A 19,431-nucleotide genomic window follows, 5' to 3' on the forward strand; every position below is an offset into this window, starting at 1 on the left:
CAAAAAGGAGAATTTATTTATTATGGAATTATTAACAACAGTAATGACACATGTCTTTCATTTTTTTAATCATTTAGCAGCTGATCCTAATGGATTGATGAATTTAAAGTTTGTTGGAGCTGGAATTTCAACTATTTCTTGTGCAGGAAGTGGAATTGGTCAAGGTTTTGCTGCTGGTAAAGCTGTTGAAGCGGTTGCTCGTAATCCTGAAGTAGAATCTAAAATTAGAACACAATTTGTTATTGGTGCAGCTATTGCCGAATCAGGTGCTATTTATGGATTAGTTGTTTCTCTAATTTTAATATTTGTAGCATAAGGTATTAAAAAATATTAAAAAGTAGGTGATTTTATGAATTTTAATTTCAATGATTTAGTATCAGGTGATGATATTGTTAATCAATTATTTCCCAATCTTCCTGTTTTTATTGCTCATATTTTTGCAACATTAATTTTATTAATGGTACTTTGAAGATGAGTTTATGCTCCGTTTCGTAAGGCTTTACATTCGCGACATTTAGTAATTAAAGAAAAACTTGATGATGCTGCTTGCAAGCAATCATTAGCTAATCAAGATCGTGGTGAAGCTAGTCAAATATTAAAAGCTGCTAAAATTGAAGCTCAGGAAATTATTGCTAATGCACAAAATGATGGTTACAATAAGCGTAAACAAATTATTGATAAAGCGCAAGAAGAGAGTATGCGTATTACTAATCAATCAAATCGTGATTTAGTTCGTGCTCGTAAAGAGGCAGAAGCAAAGATTAACGAAGAAATCAAAGTAGTAGCATTAGAAGCAGCTAAAAAAATTATTGGTGCTGAAATGAATGCTAAAAAACATGAACAATTAATTACTGATTTTATTAAGAATTTGGAATAGTGGTGAAGTTAAATGATAGATGAAGGATTAGCTAATCAATGAAGTAATGGTCTTTTTCAATTAGCAAGAGAAATAAAAAAAATTACTCAATTTGCTGAAGAAAGTAATAAATTAATTGATATTTTTACTACTTATCCAGAATTTATTGATATTACTAGTAGTAGTAATATAACTATTGAAACACGTAAACAAATTATTAGTGAAACTTTTAAAAATCATATTGAACCATATATGTTAAATTTTTTCTTTTTGTTGATTGATGAACATCATTTCCAGTGTGTTCGTTTCATTTTAAAAGAATTTCGCAAATTATGTAATGAATATCAAGATGTAAACTATGGCATTATTTATTCAGTAATAGAACTTTCAAACCAACAAATAAATCAAATAAAATTGAAAATTGAGAAAGTCATTAAACATAAGATTAAAGTCGTTAACAAGATTGATAAATCATTAATTGGCGGTATTAAAGTTAAAGTACGGAATCAAGTTTTTGATGGTTCCGTTAAAGGTCAAATTGATCAATTAAAACAAGAATTATTAAGTCATGAATAGAGGTAAAACAAATGTCCTTAAATGTTAATCAAATTTCAGAAATTATAAAAAGCCAAATTAAAAATTATGGTAAAAAAATTAGTGCTAATGAGGAAGGCATTGTTGTTACTGTCGGTGATGGAATTGCGCTAATTCATGGTTTAGATAAGGCTGTTAATGGTGAATTAGTATTTTTTCCTAAAAGTAATATTTATGGTATGGTTTTGAGTTTAGAAGAAACTGCTGTTGGTGTTACTTTAATGGGGGATGACACAGGTATCAAAGAAGGAGATATTGTTAGTAGAACAGGTAATGTTGTTGAAACACCAGTTGGTAATATGCTTTTAGGAAGAGTTGTTAATGCACTAGGGCAAAAGATTGATGGTAAAGGTCCAATTAAAACTACGAAAACTAGACCGATTGAAAGAATAGCGCTGGGTGTGATGACTAGAAAATCTGTATCAGAACCTTTAGCAACAGGATTATTATCAATTGATGCAATGATTCCGATTGGCAAAGGTCAAAGAGAGTTAATAATTGGTGATCGTCAAACTGGAAAAACAACGATTGCTATTGATACTATTATTAATCAAAAGGGTAAAAATGTCTTTTGTGTTTATGTTGCTATTGGTCAAAAAGCTTCAACTGTTGCTCAAATTGTTGATAAATTAACACAACTAGGGGCAATGGAGTATACAACTATTGTTGTTGCTACTGCTAGTGAAGTTGCTCCTTTGCAATATATTGCTCCTTATACAGGAGTAACTATTGCCGAAGAATGAATGGAAGAAGGTAAAGATGTCTTAATTGTTTATGATGATTTGAGTAAACATGCAGTGGCCTATCGTGCTATTTCCTTATTATTAAGAAGACCACCAGGAAGAGAAGCTTATCCAGGAGATGTTTTTTATCTTCATTCACGTTTATTAGAGCGTGCAGCTAAATTAAATGAAAAACATGGTGGTGGGAGTATTACTGCCTTACCTATTATTGAAACACAAGCCGGTGATATTTCTGCATATATTCCTACTAATGTTATTTCAATTACTGATGGTCAAATTTTTTTAATGTCAGAATTATTTAATGCCGGAATTCGTCCAGCAGTTGATGTAGGTTTATCAGTTTCACGGGTAGGTTCATCAGCACAAATTAAAGCAATAAAACAAGCAGGTGGAACATTAAAATTAGAATTAGCACAATTTCGTGAATTACAAGCTTTTTCACAATTTGGTTCTGATTTAGATGAAAATACTAGAGCTGTTATTGAACATGGTAAACGTGCCATTGAAATTTTAAAACAAAAACAAAATGAACCATTAAATCAAATTGATCAAGCAATTATTTTATTAGCAATTAAAAATAAGGCAATTAAATGATTACCAGTAGAAATGATGGATTCTTTTAAAAAGGAAGTAATAACTTATTTTCAAAAACAACAACGAAAAAGTTATTTAAAGTTACAGCAAGATCAAGCATTTAGTGAAGAGTTACAAGTGAGCATTAGTCAAGGCATTATGCAGGTTGTTTATAATTTGACTAATAAGCTAAATGACTATAATCCTAAAATATATGGTAGTCTTGAAGAATGGGAAACACTAATTAAAACATTCAAATAATGTATTAGGAAGGTAAGGTGAAATATCATGGCTCAAAGCATGGAACAAATTAGACAAAAAATTAAATCTGTTAATACTAGTTATAAAATTACTAAAGCAATGCAACTAGTATCAACAGCTAAATTAAAAAAAGTAGGTAAAAGAATTGAGATGATTAAACCTTATTATTCTGAAGTTTATGATACATTCAATCAACTAATACCTAAATTAAGTAATTCAATTTATTTAAAAACAAAGGATCAAGTTATTAATAAAACAATATGAGTTGTTTTTAATTCTAATTTAGGATTATGTGGTGGTTTTAATAATAATTTAAATAAATTAGTACTAGAACAATATCAACCACAAGATGAAATAGTTGTTATTGGTAGTAAAGGAGTTTCATACTTTACTAATCATCATTGTAAAATTATGCAATCTTATACTGAAATTAACATTCAATCATCATATAATGAGTCGCAAGAGATATCTTTGTTGTTACTTTCTAAGTTTAATAATAAAGAAACTGATGCTATTAAAATTGCATATACAAAATATGTAAATACGGTAACAACAATTCCAACAATTATTGATTTATTACCAATTGTTTCTATTAAAACTAATCAAGAAAGTAATTTAATTCAAACTGATTTTGAACCAGACGCTAATACTGTTATTAATAGTGCTATTCCTTTATATGTTGGTGCCATTGTTTATGGTGCATTAGTAGAATCACAAGTGTCAGAGCAAGCATTACGAAGATTAGCAATGGAAAATGCTTCAAATAATGCCAAAGAAATGAAAGATAAATTATTAGTAAGTTATAATCGTGCCCGTCAAGGTGCTATTACCCAAGAAATTTCAGAAATTATTGGTGGCGCTGATGCCTAATCATCATAATAAAGGAGTAAACTAAAATGAAAAATGCAACTAGTAAAAAATCTATAACAATTAAAGAAAAAAATGTTAGTGATAAAAATTCTTTAAAAAAAGATAACACTAAAGTTATTGCTAAAGTAAAAGCAAAAGTGACTAAAAAAGTAGTTAATAGCAAAGAAAGTGTTAAAACTAGTAAACAATTACCAACTAAACGAAATATTGGAAAAATTGTTCAAATTTCAGGCCCAGTTATTGATATTCGTTTTAATGATAATAGTTTACCTAATTTAAATAATGCTATTAGTATTGATAATAATGGTCAAAAATTAATTGTTGAAGTTGCAAAACATATTGGTGATGATAGTGTTCGTTGTATTTCAATGGGTCCAACTGAAGGATTACTACGTGGTCTTGAAGCAGTTGATTTAGGAATACCAATTAGTGTTCCTGTTGGTGAAGAAGTTTTGGGTAGACTTTTTAATGTATTGGGTGAAGTCATTGATGATGGTAAAGAACTTAAAACTAAATTAAAATATCCTATTCATCGTACACCTCCTAGTTTTGATGAATTACAATCAAAATCTGAAATTTTAGAAACAGGAATTAAAGTTATTGATTTATTAGCACCTTATGCTAAAGGTGGAAAAATTGGTTTATTCGGTGGAGCTGGAGTTGGTAAAACAGTTTTAATTCAAGAATTAATTAATAACATAGCTAAAGAACATGGTGGTATTTCTGTCTTTTCAGGAGTTGGCGAAAGAACACGTGAGGGTAATGATTTATATTATGAAATGCAAGAGTCAGGTGTTATTAGTAAAACTGCTTTAGTGTTTGGTCAAATGTCAGAACCACCAGGTGCTAGAATGCGTGTTGCATTAACTGGTTTAACAATTGCTGAATACTTCCGTGATGAAAAACAACAAGATGTATTATTATTTATTGATAATATATTTCGTTTTACACAAGCTGGTAGTGAAGTATCAGCTTTATTAGGAAGAATGCCTTCAGCAGTAGGGTACCAACCAACATTATCGACAGAAATGGGTGCTTTACAAGAACGTATTGTATCAACAACACGTGGTTCTATTACATCTGTACAAGCAGTATATGTACCAGCTGATGATTTAACTGATCCAGCTCCTGCGACAACATTTACTCACTTGGATGCCAAAATTGTTTTAGATCGTAATATTGCTGCTTTAGGGCTTTATCCTGCTGTTCATCCTTTACAATCTTCATCAAGAATGTTAGATCCTGCTATTGTTGGTCAGGAGCATTATGATGTTGCGCAAAGAGTTATTGAAACAATTCAACGTTTTTCTGAATTAGAACCAATCATTGGTATTTTAGGAATGGATGAGTTGAGTGAAGAAGATAAAAAAATAGTAGCTAGAGCAAGAAGAATTCGTAATTTTTGTTCACAACCATTTCATGTTGCTGAAAAATTTTCGGGTTTAAATGGTATTTATATTCCGATTAGTAAAACTGTTAATAGTTTTAAACAAATTTTAGATGGTGAATGTGATGATTTACCAGAGCAAGCGTTTTTATATGTAGGAACTATTGAACAAGCAATTGAAAAGGCAAAGAAATTGAGATAATTGAAGGTGATAGTATGGCATTAAATCTTAAAATTATTACTCCTGATGGTATTTTTTTCGATGGAGAAGTACAGTGAGTTAATGTTAAAACAACTGAAGGCTATGTTGGTATTCTTGAATGGCATACACCTTTGATTGCTAATATTCAAATATCGAAAATGTCATTTAAAATTAAAGAAAAAATTCGTAATTTAACGATTTCTGGTGGACTTTTGGTAACTGATTTACATATGGTTCGTATTATTAGTGATAAAGTTGAATATACATCAATTTTAAAAGAGCAAGAAACAAAGGTATTTGATGAGCGTATTAAAAGGGTTAGTGGAGGTTAATAAATATGCATGATTCACATTTAATAAAATGAATAATTGAAATAAGTATTTATCTTTTTAGTTTTATTGCTAGCGGATTTGCTGTAAAAGCAATTCCTTTTAATAAATTTCTTGATCATAAAAGAATAAAAGAATCATGAATTTTATATATGTTAACAACTTTAGTTTTTACTTATTGTATTGGTACGTTAATTATTAAATTTATTGGTTTAGATATTTGGTTTAATTTAAATTAATACTTAAAATTAAAAAAATAAAAATAGTAAGTGTTTTAAAATACTTACTATTTTTTTAATTACAATATATTATTAAAATTTATAGTAGTTATTGTTAATACCTATATATATTATAAAATTTCTCCGAAATTACTATTATAGTAGTAAAAAAATCGTTTTTATTTATTTTATTGTTGTTTTTACTATTATATATATATATATATATATATAATATTTTTATCTGTATAGAACAATATAGAATGGAGGTGAGAAAATGAGTAAATTTTTTCATAGTAAACAAACAACTCCTGAGGATAAGAAAAATCCTAGTTTTACTTTTAAAGGAACTTTTAATAAATTAGGTGGCAAAATGTTTGGTAAAATGCAAAACTTATCAAGAGCCATTGTTTTACCAATAGCCACATTACCAATAGCTGGCTTATTGTTAGGAATTGGTGGTGGAGTTGCTAGTGCTTTAAAGCAATTACCTAATCATGATAGTCTTGTTGGTATTATTAATATTTTTTCAATTATGCAATCAGCTGGAAACGTTGTTTTTGCTAATTTAGGATTGATTTTTGCTATTTCTATTGCTTTTGGTTTTGCAAAAGCTAGTAAAGGTGTAGCTGCTCTTTCTGGATTTATTACTTTTATTGTTATGACTTCAGTTATTAGTGGCATGTTTTTTTGAAATCCTAAAACAGGAATGTTGGGATTTGATCCATGAGGTTTAGGTGAAGGTGCAAAGATTACTCCAGAAAGTGGTAAATCTTCTGGTTTATTTTCTTCTGTCTTAGGATTATTTCCTACGTTTGATACTTCAGTTTTAGGTGGCATTCTTGTTGGTTGATTAGTATCAGTTGTTCATAATCATTCATACAATATTCGTATGCCAAGAGTATTAGCTTTTTTTGGTGGTGAACGTTTTGTGCCAATTTTAGCTGTTTTTGTTGGAATAGGAATGGGATTAGCTTTTTTCTTTATTTGACCAATGTTATTAATTGCTTTTAGAGAAATTGGTAATGGCTTAGCAGCTGGTATGAATACAGGTCAACTTACTGATGGACAGTTAACTGGTGATAATTTTCATCCAACAGTTGGTGGAGCATTTATTGCAATGTTTTTTGGAATTACTGAACGTTTATTAATACCAACAGGATTGCATCACGTTCAATATGCACCTTTCTGATATACTGGAATTGGTGGTACGTGAACTAATGGATCTGACACATTTGTAGGAGCGTACAATATTTTCTTTGGACAATTTGCTTCTAATGCAGTAGGACACATGAATCAAACACCAGGAACAATGTTTATGAGTGGGCGATTTGCATATATGCAATATGGTTATCCATTTGCAGCGCTTGCTATATGAATGTTAGCACGACCAGAAAATAAAAAAATGGTTGGTGGTATTTTAGGATCTGCTGCTCTAACTTCTTTCTTAACAGGAGTTACAGAACCATTGTTGTTTTCATTCTTATTTGTAGCACCATTATGTTTTGTTTTCCATGCATTTATGGCAGGAATTAGTTTTATGATGGCGTATTTATTAAATATAGTTGTTGGTCAAGGTTTTGCTGCTGGATTTATTGACTTTTCTTTCTTTGGAATATTACCAAGTATTCTTGGTAAAGAAACAGGCTTCTATTGAGTATTTGCTACTGGATTAATTATGGCACCTGCTTATTTCTTTGGGTTCTATTACATTATTAAGTGAAGAAATTACAAAACTTTAGGTCGTGAAGAAGGAGAATTAGCAACCAACTTAGCTTTACAAAGTGTTGAAAGTTCTTTAGATAAGTCTTCAAAAAAAGGTAGAACAAAAGTAGAAAATTTATTACTTGGACTTGGTGGAGCATTAAATATTATTGATGTTAACGCTAAAGATAAAGTATTAGTTGCAACTTTAAAAGATGCAAATATTTATTCAAAAGCTTTATTAAGATTAAGTGGAACTAAAAATATTAAAGTAATTGCCAATAAAGTTGAAATTACTTATCTTGATGGTGCAGAGTCTATTCATAAAACTTTACAAGCAGAAATGACAAAGAAACAAACATTAACACCTGATACTAATAAAGATAAAAATAATGATATGTTAGAAAATATTTTTAAAGGTCTTGGTGGACGAAGTAATGTTAAATTATTAGACAATTGTGCTACAAGATTGCGTGTTACAGTTTTTGATGAAACTAAAGTTGATGATAATATTTTAAAATCAACTGGTGCAGTTGGTATCTTTAAAAAAGGTACAGCTATTCAAGTAATTTATGGGCCACAAGTAGGTAATATTAAAAATGATTTATTAAAAACTTGAACTCCAAAATAAACTATTACTAAAATATAAAAATGAGCAACTTTTTAAGTTGTTCATTTTTTTAGTTTTAGTTACGGATAATGTTAAAATTATGATATAGGATGGAGGGAAAACTATGTTTTTTGATGATGATGAAGAAAAGTTAGAAGAAGCTAGGTATGAAGAAATACAAACAAATATACAAAATTTAACATTAACAATTGATGTTAATATTGTTGTTAAAGATTTATTTAAATATATTAAATTAAAATGTACACAAAAAATTAGAATTATGGATATATTAGCATTGTTTTTATCAATATTTTCAATAATTCTTTCAATATTATTAACTGTTATTGATAAAACTGATCAAAAAATTAGTTTTGAACTTCGAAAATTATTGTATGCGGTAAATATATTTAAAGATTTAACAGTGGTAATGGTATTAGTAATTGCATTATTTATGATTATTTATGAGATTAAATATTGAATTAAACAAAATAAGCAATTCAAATCTTTTTATGCAGCAAATGCTGATTTTACACCCGAAGAAATTGTTTCGGAACTAATGGATCTTAATAATATTTTTAGTTTTAAGCATTGAAATGAAATTTCATTCCATATTAAATACTATAAAAAATGTAAATCATTTAAACGACATGCAATTTTAATCGCTATTTTGGATTATTATCAATTGCCAATTAATAAATGAAATTTAATGTATTTAAATCAAACAATTAATTATTTAAATGCTGAGTTATACTTGTAAGTGCAAGTAAATAAAATTGCAAAAAATTCTCATATAAAAATTTCATAATGCTAAATTTAGTTTAGAAAAAAGTAAGGAGTTTTTATATGAGTTATAAACATCTTGGCATAGATGAAAGAATTTATATTGAGAATCAATTGAAATTTAAATTTAAAATTAGTGAAATAGCTAAAAATCTTAATCGAAGTATTAGTACTATTATTCGAGAAATTAATAGAAATAAAGATAATAATCATTATTTTTCATTAATTGCACAAAATAAAGCTGAAAATCGAAAACAATCACATATTAGTTTTCATAAGTTTAAAAATAAGAATTTAGTAAAATATGTACAACAAAAATTACTATTAGGTTGATCACCTGAACAAATTTATGGCAGAATTAAAAATTTTCATAAAGAATGAGTTATTAGTTTTAAAACAATTTATACTTGAATTTATTTTGGAATGCTTGATAAAGTTACTAGTAAAAATTTAAGAAGAAAAGGTAAAAAACGAAAATCTAAAGAAAATCGTGGCAAGTTTAATGGTAAATCAATTAAAGAACGAGATATAAATGTTAATGATCGTATAACACTTGGTCATTGAGAAGGAGATACTATAGTATCATCACGAGGTAAAAGCAAATCATGTTTAATAACTTTAGTTGAAAGAGTATCACGATTTACTTTAGCAATATTAGTTAAAAACAGAACTACTAAAGTTATTAATAAAAATGTCAGTTATTATTTATCAATTCTTCCTAAAAACATTGTTAAAACTATTACTTTTGATCGTGGCAAAGAATTTTCAAATTGACAACAACTTGAAAAAAATTTAGATGTAAAAATTTATTTTGCCAATCCATATTCACCTTGACAAAGAGGTACTAATGAAAATACTAATGGTTTAATTAGAGAAAAATTTCCTAAAAAATTTATTTTTTCAAAAACTAATAAAAATGAAGTTCATAAATTTATATTGTCTTTAAATTAAAAACCGAGAAAAATACTAAATTATCTTTCACCAATCGAATATTTGGATAGAAAAATAATTTAGTTGCACTTACCTTTACAATTTAGCATATCAAAAAAATGATTGTGAATATACTTCATTTTTGGAAGAAGTTATTAGTATTACAAATTTTACTACTAATGAAAATGAAGTTTTAAGATTAAAGCGAAGAGGATATAATGTTCATCAAATTATGAAAAAATTAAATTTAAGCTATAAGCAAGTTGATAATGCTTGAACACGAGTAAAGTTAAAATTAAAAAATAGTTACAAAAAATATATTTAATAAAAAATTACTATGATAGAATTAAGACAACAATAAAATTTATATTTTAATTTTATTTTTTTAATTTTAAAAATTAATTTATAAGTTTTATTGTTATATTATTATTTATATAATTTAGCTGTTGCTTTGTAGTGATTTTTTAATCATTATAAAGTTTTTTTATGTTTTATTATCGATTTTTGGTGGAGGAAATAATGTATAAAATTGGTATTAATCAAAATGAAAAATCAAATTATAAGCAAAAACCTAATGTTAAGCAAGAAAAAAAACATTGGTTTAAAATTTTTTCTTTGTTATTTGTTGTTGTTTTAATTATTACTACTATGATTTTAATAATTGCAAATAATCAATGAAATAGTGCCATAAATACTAATAATTCCAACAACTGAAATCCTAATCAAGATAAAAATTGAGAAGATTATTATAAGAATAATTGTCCAACAAATAAAAAATATAATTTGATAGATTACAAGGATAAATTAAATAATATTAGTTTAATATCTACTGATAAAAAACTAAAAATTTTTTATCTTAGTGATTTATTAAAAAAGATTGATAATGTGTTACAAACAAATAAAATAGATATTCCTAATAATTTTTTTCTACATTTACCAGTAAATCCAGCTATTAATATTAAAATTAATGATGAAAATGCACTTAAAAATAATTTTTCAATAAAAATACCATCTTATAAAGAAAAAATAAAACAATTTAAAATTGAAATGAGTGTTAATCAATTTGGTAGTAATTATGGTTTGCTTCCTTGTGACTTAAATTTCAATTTTAGTGTTGAAAATGATGTTATTCCAGAAAAATTTAATATTTTTGATTTAGACAATAGAATTACAATTCCATCACAAACAATAGTAATGTCAGATGCTACAAAAGGAACTAAAAATGAAATAGAATCTCAAGTCAATAAAATTATTGAAGAGAAATTTTTAGAAGAAATTAATAAAGAAAAATCATTATCAGATAAAGTAACAAAAAGTGATTTTGTTATTAATTATGATTCAATAAAAAATTTTGATAATTATATGATAAAAAAGAAAATAACAGTTGTTATTTGTGCTAAAAATAGTAGTGAAATTATTAAAGGTCAATTAAATATTAATTTTAATGTTCAAGGTAGTTGAACAAAAAAATCATTATCTGTTATTAAAACAGTATTGGAAAATGATGAAAGTGTAATTAATCAATTAATAACTATTGAAGATAATACTAATGTTAGCAAAGTGGATATTGATAATCATATTGCTTTCCTTGTTAGTAAAAAAATAAATGAGTTTGGTAAGCAAAAATGACATCAAGATTTTAACGATCAAGATTATATTATTACTAGTAATGCGATTACTGGAAATTATCAAAAACCAAAATCTATAATAGTAACAATTGTTGGTAAAAATCAATTGCAAGATACTATCGAGTTTTCAATAAATATTCAATTTCAAAATAAAGAACCAAATGAAAAAACCTTTAAAAATAACAATTTTAATGTTAAAGATTTAAATTCTATTGATTTATATCCAAATGTTCTTCCTAGTGGTGTAATATATCCAATTACTTTTAAAGATAATTCTATTTCACTTATTTCACTATTATTTCAAGAAGCTATTAATGATATGAATAATTTTTCTCCTACTAATGACATTAATTTAGAAATGAATATAGGAATTAATATTGATGGCGATAACTATCAAATTCATTTTCAAGAGACAATTAATTTTGATATCATAAAAAAGATAAATAATATTGAACTTGTTAGTGTTTCTGAACAAAATGATAAATATCAGCACTTAAAAAACATTGGTATCATTATTAAATATGATGATGATAAAGAATATAAAATGCTTCATTCCTTGGATGTTAATATTAAAAATAATAATTTAACCTTTATTAATTTTAGTTCTATTGTTAAAATAACTTCACGACGTTAAATTAAAAACAAAGGTGATGAGTATGGATAAGCCACTAGCAACAATATTAAGACCAACTACTATTAATGATATAATTGGTCAAAGTCATTTGATAAATGATAAAAATGGAATTATTAATCGAATATTAAATCAGAAGTTTTTAACATCATTAATATTTTATGGTAATCCAGGAACAGGCAAAACCACTATTGCTCAAGCACTAGCTAATGATTTAAAATGTGAATTTGGAGTATTTAATGCTGCCATTGATAAAAAAGAAAATTTAGAAAAATTAATTAAAATAGCACAAAATACTAAACCTTATATAATTATAATTGAAGAAATACAACGCATGAATCGTGATCGTCAAGATTTATTATTACAATATTTAGAACATGGCAATTTTATTTTAATGGCTTGTACTACTGAAAATCCTTATTTTGTAATTAATCCAGCTTTACGAAGTAGATGTCTATTATTAGAATTAAAGCCAATTAGTAATGAAGAAATGTTATTAGGCTTAAAAAAAATAATTACTAATAATTCATTTTTTAATTTTAATATTAGTGATGAAATTTTGGAAAAAATCTGTAATTTAGCAACCGGTGATTTACGAATAGCAATTAATATTTTAGAAATATTAATAAAATTATATCCTAATGAAATCATAACTATTGATATTATTAATGCTATTATGCCTAAAGCAAGTAATTGAAATGCTAAAGAGGGAAATGAACATCATGATTTAAAGTCAGCATTACAAAAATCAATTAGAGGCAGTGATGTTAATGCTGCTTTGCATTATTTAGCAAGGTTATTAGCAACTGGTGATTATGAAGCTTTATTAAGAAGAATGTTGATTATTGTTTACGAAGATATTGGACTTGCTAATCCTGCTTTAGCAATTAGAGTAAAAACTGCTATTGATACTTTTCGTCAAATTGGTATGCCCGAAGGTATAATTCCACTTGGTTTAGTAGTTATTGAAATGGCACTTAGTGAGAAATCAAATAGTGCTAATTTGGCAGTACAAAAAGCATATAGTGATGTTTTACAAGGAAAAGTATATCCAATTCCTGATTATTTGAAGCATAATTGATCTAAAACATTAAAAAAATCAGTAGGTGAAGGTAAATTATATAAATTTCCACATGATTATGCTAATGATTATGTACAACAACAGTATTTACCAACAAAGTTAAAAGATATGAAATATTATCAACCAAAACTCCATAACATTTATGAAAAAAAATTAAATGAAATTTATAATAGATTTACTAAAAAATAAAATTCTGAGGTGCAAAATAGAATGTTAAAAAATAAACATTTATGGTTGGGACTTAGTTTAACATTAGCAACAACTAATATTGTTGCTAACACTAGTATTACTAATAATTTAACAAGTATTAATAAATTAAAACAAGAAAATAAAAATAAAACTGAAATTACTGAAGTGGTTACTAATACTACGTATGGTAATTTAAGTAATAGTACTATTTTAAATAGTCAAGATAAAGATGGAATATATCATCTTTTTGATATTAAAAGTATTATTGATAATCCAAATTTAGAACCTTATGTAAAAGAAATTTATATTGATAATTTTAAATTAACTTATAACCCTGAAAAGATAAATAAAGATGTTATTAATGAGTTTGATAAAGAAATTGCTGCTATTAATTATAAAGAGGAACAATTAACAAGTACTAATGATTTGCAAATTTTTCAAAAACAAAACTTGAGCAAAATATCAACAACAGCTTATATTTCAAATAAAAAGTCTAAAAGTAATTTTACTTTTATTCAATTTGGTGGTGCTAATACTCATATATCATTAACCGGAACAAAAGGTATTGTTGATGTAATTAAGAACTATGATAATTTAAGTGAAACATTGGGATTATATTATATTGCTCAGTCTCATTTAAAAAATAGTAGGGGAATTTGTCTTGACTTTGTTAAACAATTTATTATTAAAAGTAGTTTAAAAAATAATGAAAGCATTGCAGAAAAAATTGCTGAAAATATTTTCAATAATATGATTGATAGTCCAAATTTAGAATCTGTTATTAATAATTTTTCAATTGAAAATAATAGTAAAAAAATAAGTATTAGATATTTAGTTGACAGTACTGGTAACATTATTAGCGTTGGATATTTACAATATGATAGCAAAAATTTGGATACTAATAATAATTTAACATTAAGTCATAGTTTTCCAAAAGATGGAGGAAAACTAATAGATTATAATTCAGAAATAACTACGCTTTTAAAATGAAGTGATTATGCTGATTCATGAAATAATTTTATATTTTTATATCCAACAATTTTTGCTAATTCGACAGACAGCATAACTTATAGTGTTATGAATAATACAACAACAATTAAAAGTAATGAACTAAACTTTAATACCAAAAAAATTCAAGACAAAGATAATCAATTACCAGTTTGACGAGTAGTAAATCAGCCACCTGCAGGTCATAAATCACAAGGATTAGTTATTTATATATTTATGTGACATGATGAAAACACTATATATCAACAACTTAGAAGTAGTTCTATATCTCGTGCTTTTGATATTGGGCCATCTTTCTCAATAAATATTAGTAGATGAACAATTAGTAACATTATTAATGAATAATTATGTATCATTTTATCAATAAAATTAAAAATTTAATTTAAAACTACTTTAACTATGAAAGGAATAAATAAAATGAAAATAAATAAAGAAGAAACATGAACAGAAGTACAATGAGCGTTGAATAATCTTCATGGTCCAATTAGAGCAGGAGCATTAAGTGCACAAAATTGAAGTAATACGACAACAGGAGTTCTACTAACAATAGCAGGACTTAAGTCTGTTACTAGGGATAGTAATATTGAAAAACGTTACCAATTAATTAAAAGTGGAGTAGCTGATATGTTATATGCTGCATTTGGTGGTTGAGTTATTTGACAAGCATATAATTTAAATGAAACTGGTGGTAGTACAACTACCGAACCAAATTTACCTACTTTTCCTACTTTACCACCAAATGATGAAAGACTTTATTCTGAAATTGCTGAACAATTAACAGAAGATGCTGTAAGTAATGAATTAACTCCAGAAATGATTTCTATTGCATTAAATAAATTATTTACTGGTACAAATGGATTAGTTAAAGTGCTTAGTGGAATATCAGGTTTTGATTTATATAAAATTCAAAAAGTAACAAAAACTATTGAATACTTAAAATCACTTACTACTTTTGCAACTGCAGGCATTAACTTTACAAATGGTAATATTGTGGGAGGAAATTTAATGTCAATTTCAGCAATGATGGATGTTAGTCACACATATTTTTCTACAATGAGTAAATCTAATACTTCAAATAGTAAAGAGGAAATTATTATTAAAATTATTAATGAAAGAAAAGAACACATTACGAAAAGTTTTTCTTTATATAAAGGTATTTTAAGTAATAAAGATTTAAAGGAAATATATGAGTATTTAGAAAAAAATAATTGAGATAAGTTTGAAATGAGACATTCAGATAAAACAATTCCTAGTTTTGTTAAACCCGGAAAAATAAAAGATTGAAGACCAACATTGACAAAGTTTAAAGAATGAATAGATAATTATACTCCCGAAAATAAAAAGGTGGAATTAGTAACGGAGATTGAAGATAGTAGTCAACGAGAAAGAATAAAGTTAAAAATTCCTGATTATGAGTTTGAACCGGAATTTGTTACAAATGCAAATAATGATATGCCAGAAGTTATCATAGAACCCAATGAAAGACAACCACTTTTAGGAAGTATTAATGGTTAATTAAAATTAGTTTTTATATTATAATGTTTTTTTAAAAAAACATTATTTTTTCTTGTACAATTATTTTAGAAATGATGAATTTTAAAGAAAGATTAAAAATTTAACTTTGTTTTTAAAATAAAAATATTTTAAAATTGACACTTATTTTAAATAATAATATAATTAAAAATGGTTAAATTTTCTAGGTGAATTTAATGAACGAAAAAATAATTTTAATTTGTACTGTATGTTTAAATCGTAATTATCATACATACAAAAATAAGATTAAATATAAAGAGCGTATGGAACTAAAAAAATATTGTGAACATTGTCAAAAACATACTTTACATAAGGAATCACGTTAGGAGAAATTTTCATGAGTGCAGAAGACAAATCAAAAGAAAAACCAAAAGTTAATCCTGAAAAATTGGCTCTTTTAAAAAGTAAATTTAATATTTTACGTAAAATTAAACCTTTAAGAACAAAAAGAACTTCTGAAGGAAAACCAAGTTTTGATCCACGAACAGCCGATAAAAATAAAAAGGTTAATATTAGCGAAATTTGAGAAAAAGAACGTAAAAATCGTACGCCTGAAGAACGTTTTTATTATAAAAAAGAAGCGAGAACTTATCATAAATATTTTTTCTTATACTTATCAAGAGAAATTAGAAGAACTCGTTGAACACCAAGAAAACAATTAAATAATAAATTTATTACAACAGTATTATTTATTGCTGTCTTAGCACTATTCTTTTATGGAATTGAGCAGTTATTACTATTTGTATTACCTTTATTAAAAATAATGTAAAAAATGGAGATGCCAAAAAATGAGCGAAAGAATAAAAAAAGAAACCCCTTTAGTGAAAACTACATCATTAGAAGAAACACATAAACATCGAATTGAGCAAGCACAATGATATATTGTTAATTGTAACAAAGGTCATGAAGATAAAGTTGCTGCTGATTTGAAAAATAAAATTGAAAAAAAATTAAATTTAAAAGATAATATTTTTCAAGTTAGAGTTGTTAAAGAAGCAATACCAGATAAAGATAAAAAAATAACTGAAAAAAATATTTTTCCGGGTTATATTTTTGTTCATATGATTTTAACCGAAGATACTTGATATGATATTCGTAATACAACAGGAATTAATGGTTTTATTGGTTCTAGTGGTAAAGGTGTACCACCAACTCCACTTTCTACTAAAGAAGTTAATGAAATGTTATATCGTAATTCTAAAAATTCATCACAACCTAAAGTTAAAGAGACAAAAAAAATTATTCGTGATTTTGAGTTAAATGATTTTGTTCATATTACTTCTGGTGCTTTACAAAGCCGAGAAGGACAAGTTATTAAATTAGATGAAGATAAGGGTGTTGCAACAGTTTCTGTTGATATGTTTGGTCGTCAAACCGAAATTAAAGTAGAATATGATAGTTGTAAAAAAATTAAAGTTTAGTTTAAACTATTTAATTTTTATGTAAAATAAAATTAAAATATATTTGACTACTAATTATAATGATGTTATTATTTGTAAAGTACTATTTATATATATATATAAATAGAATTTAATTATGTTTAAACTTGTGGAAGATTTATTCGTTTGGACCACAGTGAGAATCCATTTAGGAGGAGTTGCTCATGGCAGATAAAAAAAATATTAATCGTGAAGGTATTATTCAATTACCAGCTGGTAGTGCCAAACCAGGTGCTAGTTTAGCATCATTCGGTATTGATATGCCACGTTTTTGTAGAGAATTTAACGATAAAACCAAAGATCAAAAAGATGATGTTAATCCGGTTCCAATTCCAGTTTTTATTACATCATATAAAGATAAAACTTTCGACTTTAAAATAAAAACTGCACCAACAACATTTCTTTTAAAAAGAGCATTGAAACTTGCAAAAGGTTCATCAAATGCTAAATTAACAAAAGTAGGAACACTTACTATTGCTCAAATTACAGAAATTGCTCAAATTAAATTACCTGATTTAAATGCTTATTCTTTAGAAGATGCAATTAAAATTGTTGCAGGAACAGCCAAGAATATGGGCATTACTGTTGAAGATGGAAAGCAAGGTGTTTAATATGAATAGAAGTAAAAGATATCTTGCAGTTGCAAAATTAGTTGATAACACTAAAGTTTATCCAATTGATCGTGCTTTAGAATTAGCTAAACAAACTTCATCATTAAAATTTGATGCAACAGTTGAAGCAGCATTTCGTTTAAATGTTGATCCAAGACATGCTGATCAAATGTTACGTGGTTCTATTGTTTTACCAGCAGGGACTGGAAAAACACAACGTGTTTTAGTGATAACTACTACTAAACAAAAAGAGGCAATGGAAAGTCAAGCTGATTTTGTTGGTGGTAAGGAAATGATTGAAAAAATTCAAAAAGGTTGATTTGATTTTGATGTTATTATTGCAACACCCGAAATGATGGGTGAATTAGGAAAAATTGGTAGAGTATTAGGACCAAAAGGATTAATGCCTACAGCAAAACTAGGAACAGTAACAATGGATGTTCAAAAAGCAATAGCTGATATTCGTAAAGGTAAAGTTGAATATCGTGTTGATAAACAAGGTAATATTCATGTTATTCTTGGTAAAGTGTCATTTGCACAAGAAGGGTTAAAAGATAATTATTTAGCAATTCTTAACACTTTAAGAAAAGTTAAGCCTGCAGCAGTTAAGGGCGCTTATATTAAAAATATAAGTATTACTACGGCAATGGGCCCTGGTATTAAAGTATTAATTGAAGAATAATATAATAATATAGAAAAATCATTAGTAAAAGTACTAATGATTTTTTTATGTTTTTATTCATAATTTTTTTAAATAATAAAAAAATTTTACGCTATAATTTATTTATTGTGATAATACCAATTAATACATTATTTTGGTAAAACAATAAAATAATTAGGTAGTAAAGGAGAAACCTTAATGAAAAATCTTATAAATCTTTTTAAGAAACAAAATTGAGGAATAAAAATTGGCTTTGCCTCACTGGTAATTAGTTTGCTTTGTTTAGCATTAGGACTAATTTTAATTGCAACAGCCAATTTTAAAGCCCCAAGTGGAGGAAGTTCACAATATGCTGGAAATGGCTTTCATGCTATTTCTATATGAGGACTTGATAGTTTTTTAAGCAAAGCTGGCTATGATCAAATGTGAACAGATGCTACTAGTGATAAGCTTTTAACTTATCCTCTTGCGCAAGTAGTTGTCGGAATTGTATTTACAGTAATTTTAACTGCTATCTTTCTTGGTGTTAGTGTTTTATCTTTAATATTTGGTTATTTTAAACGTTGATTATATTCTTAGTGTTTAGTAAGTGTTAA

At 26.4% G+C, this 19,431-nt stretch carries 22 protein-coding genes; all 22 read left to right on the plus strand.

Going from position 1 to position 19,431, the window contains the following annotated elements:
• Positions 1 to 43 precede the first annotated feature (43 nt).
• The 22 genes from atpE to AACL03_RS03530 all read left to right on the plus strand — a co-directional run bounded on the left by atpE (position 44) and on the right by AACL03_RS03530 (position 19,414).
• On the plus strand, positions 44 to 316 hold the full coding sequence (gene atpE / locus AACL03_RS03425) for an ATP synthase F0 subunit C (RefSeq protein WP_339039313.1): 273 nt from the start codon (positions 44 to 46) through the stop codon (positions 314 to 316).
• Positions 317 to 349: 33 nt separating this feature from the next.
• The gene (gene atpF / locus AACL03_RS03430; RefSeq protein WP_281749184.1) at positions 350 to 877 is read left to right on the plus strand and encodes a F0F1 ATP synthase subunit B; all 528 of its coding nucleotides are present in this window, start codon (positions 350 to 352) and stop codon (positions 875 to 877) included.
• A gap of 12 nt (positions 878 to 889) precedes the next feature.
• Positions 890 to 1,432: a F0F1 ATP synthase subunit delta gene (locus AACL03_RS03435; protein ID WP_252319360.1), complete on the plus strand. Its 543-nt coding sequence runs from the start codon at positions 890 to 892 to the stop codon at positions 1,430 to 1,432.
• Between the two features lie 11 nt (positions 1,433 to 1,443).
• Positions 1,444 to 3,027: a F0F1 ATP synthase subunit alpha gene (gene atpA, locus AACL03_RS03440; RefSeq protein WP_339039316.1), complete on the plus strand. Its 1,584-nt coding sequence runs from the start codon at positions 1,444 to 1,446 to the stop codon at positions 3,025 to 3,027.
• Positions 3,028 to 3,054: 27 nt separating this feature from the next.
• On the plus strand, positions 3,055 to 3,897 hold the full coding sequence (gene atpG / locus AACL03_RS03445; protein WP_339039318.1) for an ATP synthase F1 subunit gamma: 843 nt from the start codon (positions 3,055 to 3,057) through the stop codon (positions 3,895 to 3,897).
• A gap of 26 nt (positions 3,898 to 3,923) precedes the next feature.
• The gene (gene atpD / locus AACL03_RS03450) at positions 3,924 to 5,486 is read left to right on the plus strand and encodes a F0F1 ATP synthase subunit beta (protein ID WP_338958299.1); all 1,563 of its coding nucleotides are present in this window, start codon (positions 3,924 to 3,926) and stop codon (positions 5,484 to 5,486) included.
• Positions 5,405 to 5,818 (plus strand): hypothetical protein, encoded by a 414-nt coding sequence (locus tag AACL03_RS03455; RefSeq protein WP_339039320.1) that lies wholly within the window; start codon positions 5,405 to 5,407, stop codon positions 5,816 to 5,818. Before atpD ends, AACL03_RS03455 begins: the two co-directional genes overlap by 82 nt.
• A gap of 5 nt (positions 5,819 to 5,823) precedes the next feature.
• Complete coding sequence (locus AACL03_RS03460; protein ID WP_174480957.1) at positions 5,824 to 6,054, plus strand: hypothetical protein; 231 nt, start codon at positions 5,824 to 5,826, stop codon at positions 6,052 to 6,054.
• Between the two features lie 253 nt (positions 6,055 to 6,307).
• Complete coding sequence (locus tag AACL03_RS03465) at positions 6,308 to 8,365, plus strand: PTS transporter subunit EIIC (RefSeq protein WP_339039322.1); 2,058 nt, start codon at positions 6,308 to 6,310, stop codon at positions 8,363 to 8,365.
• A gap of 103 nt (positions 8,366 to 8,468) precedes the next feature.
• Complete coding sequence (locus AACL03_RS03470) at positions 8,469 to 9,101, plus strand: hypothetical protein (protein ID WP_339039324.1); 633 nt, start codon at positions 8,469 to 8,471, stop codon at positions 9,099 to 9,101.
• 86 nt (positions 9,102 to 9,187) lie between these two features.
• Entirely contained in the window at positions 9,188 to 10,075 is an 888-nt protein-coding gene (locus AACL03_RS03475) for an IS30 family transposase (RefSeq protein WP_339039326.1), read from the plus strand.
• 121 nt (positions 10,076 to 10,196) lie between these two features.
• Positions 10,197 to 10,379: a hypothetical protein gene (locus AACL03_RS03480; protein WP_339039328.1), complete on the plus strand. Its 183-nt coding sequence runs from the start codon at positions 10,197 to 10,199 to the stop codon at positions 10,377 to 10,379.
• Between the two features lie 194 nt (positions 10,380 to 10,573).
• Complete coding sequence (locus AACL03_RS03485; protein WP_339039330.1) at positions 10,574 to 12,316, plus strand: hypothetical protein; 1,743 nt, start codon at positions 10,574 to 10,576, stop codon at positions 12,314 to 12,316.
• Positions 12,317 to 12,338: 22 nt separating this feature from the next.
• Entirely contained in the window at positions 12,339 to 13,583 is a 1,245-nt protein-coding gene (locus AACL03_RS03490; RefSeq protein WP_339039332.1) for a replication-associated recombination protein A, read from the plus strand.
• A gap of 21 nt (positions 13,584 to 13,604) precedes the next feature.
• The gene (locus tag AACL03_RS03495; RefSeq protein ID WP_339039334.1) at positions 13,605 to 14,936 is read left to right on the plus strand and encodes a hypothetical protein; all 1,332 of its coding nucleotides are present in this window, start codon (positions 13,605 to 13,607) and stop codon (positions 14,934 to 14,936) included.
• A 72-nt stretch (positions 14,937 to 15,008) separates the two neighbouring features.
• Positions 15,009 to 16,106: a hypothetical protein gene (locus AACL03_RS03500; protein WP_339039336.1), complete on the plus strand. Its 1,098-nt coding sequence runs from the start codon at positions 15,009 to 15,011 to the stop codon at positions 16,104 to 16,106.
• A gap of 194 nt (positions 16,107 to 16,300) precedes the next feature.
• On the plus strand, positions 16,301 to 16,450 hold the full coding sequence (gene rpmG, locus AACL03_RS03505; protein ID WP_174481441.1) for a 50S ribosomal protein L33: 150 nt from the start codon (positions 16,301 to 16,303) through the stop codon (positions 16,448 to 16,450).
• Between the two features lie 11 nt (positions 16,451 to 16,461).
• On the plus strand, positions 16,462 to 16,893 hold the full coding sequence (gene secE, locus AACL03_RS03510) for a preprotein translocase subunit SecE (RefSeq protein ID WP_338958642.1): 432 nt from the start codon (positions 16,462 to 16,464) through the stop codon (positions 16,891 to 16,893).
• 19 nt (positions 16,894 to 16,912) lie between these two features.
• Positions 16,913 to 17,545 carry a transcription termination/antitermination protein NusG gene (gene nusG / locus AACL03_RS03515; protein ID WP_338980176.1) on the plus strand — a complete coding sequence of 211 codons (633 nt, stop codon included), beginning with the start codon at positions 16,913 to 16,915 and terminating at the stop codon, positions 17,543 to 17,545.
• A 182-nt stretch (positions 17,546 to 17,727) separates the two neighbouring features.
• Positions 17,728 to 18,174 carry a 50S ribosomal protein L11 gene (gene rplK, locus AACL03_RS03520; protein WP_338958646.1) on the plus strand — a complete coding sequence of 149 codons (447 nt, stop codon included), beginning with the start codon at positions 17,728 to 17,730 and terminating at the stop codon, positions 18,172 to 18,174.
• A gap of 1 nt (position 18,175) precedes the next feature.
• Positions 18,176 to 18,856, plus strand: coding sequence for a 50S ribosomal protein L1 (rplA, locus tag AACL03_RS03525; protein WP_338958648.1), 681 nt, complete (start codon positions 18,176 to 18,178; stop codon positions 18,854 to 18,856).
• Positions 18,857 to 19,033: 177 nt separating this feature from the next.
• Positions 19,034 to 19,414, plus strand: a complete 381-nt coding sequence (locus tag AACL03_RS03530; protein ID WP_174481436.1) for a hypothetical protein — start codon at positions 19,034 to 19,036, stop codon at positions 19,412 to 19,414.
• Positions 19,415 to 19,431: the final 17 nt, after the last annotated feature.

Source organism: Spiroplasma endosymbiont of Andrena trimmerana (genome assembly GCF_964019575.1).
Lineage (GTDB): Bacteria > Bacillota_I > Bacilli_A > Mycoplasmatales > VBWQ01 > Spiroplasma_E.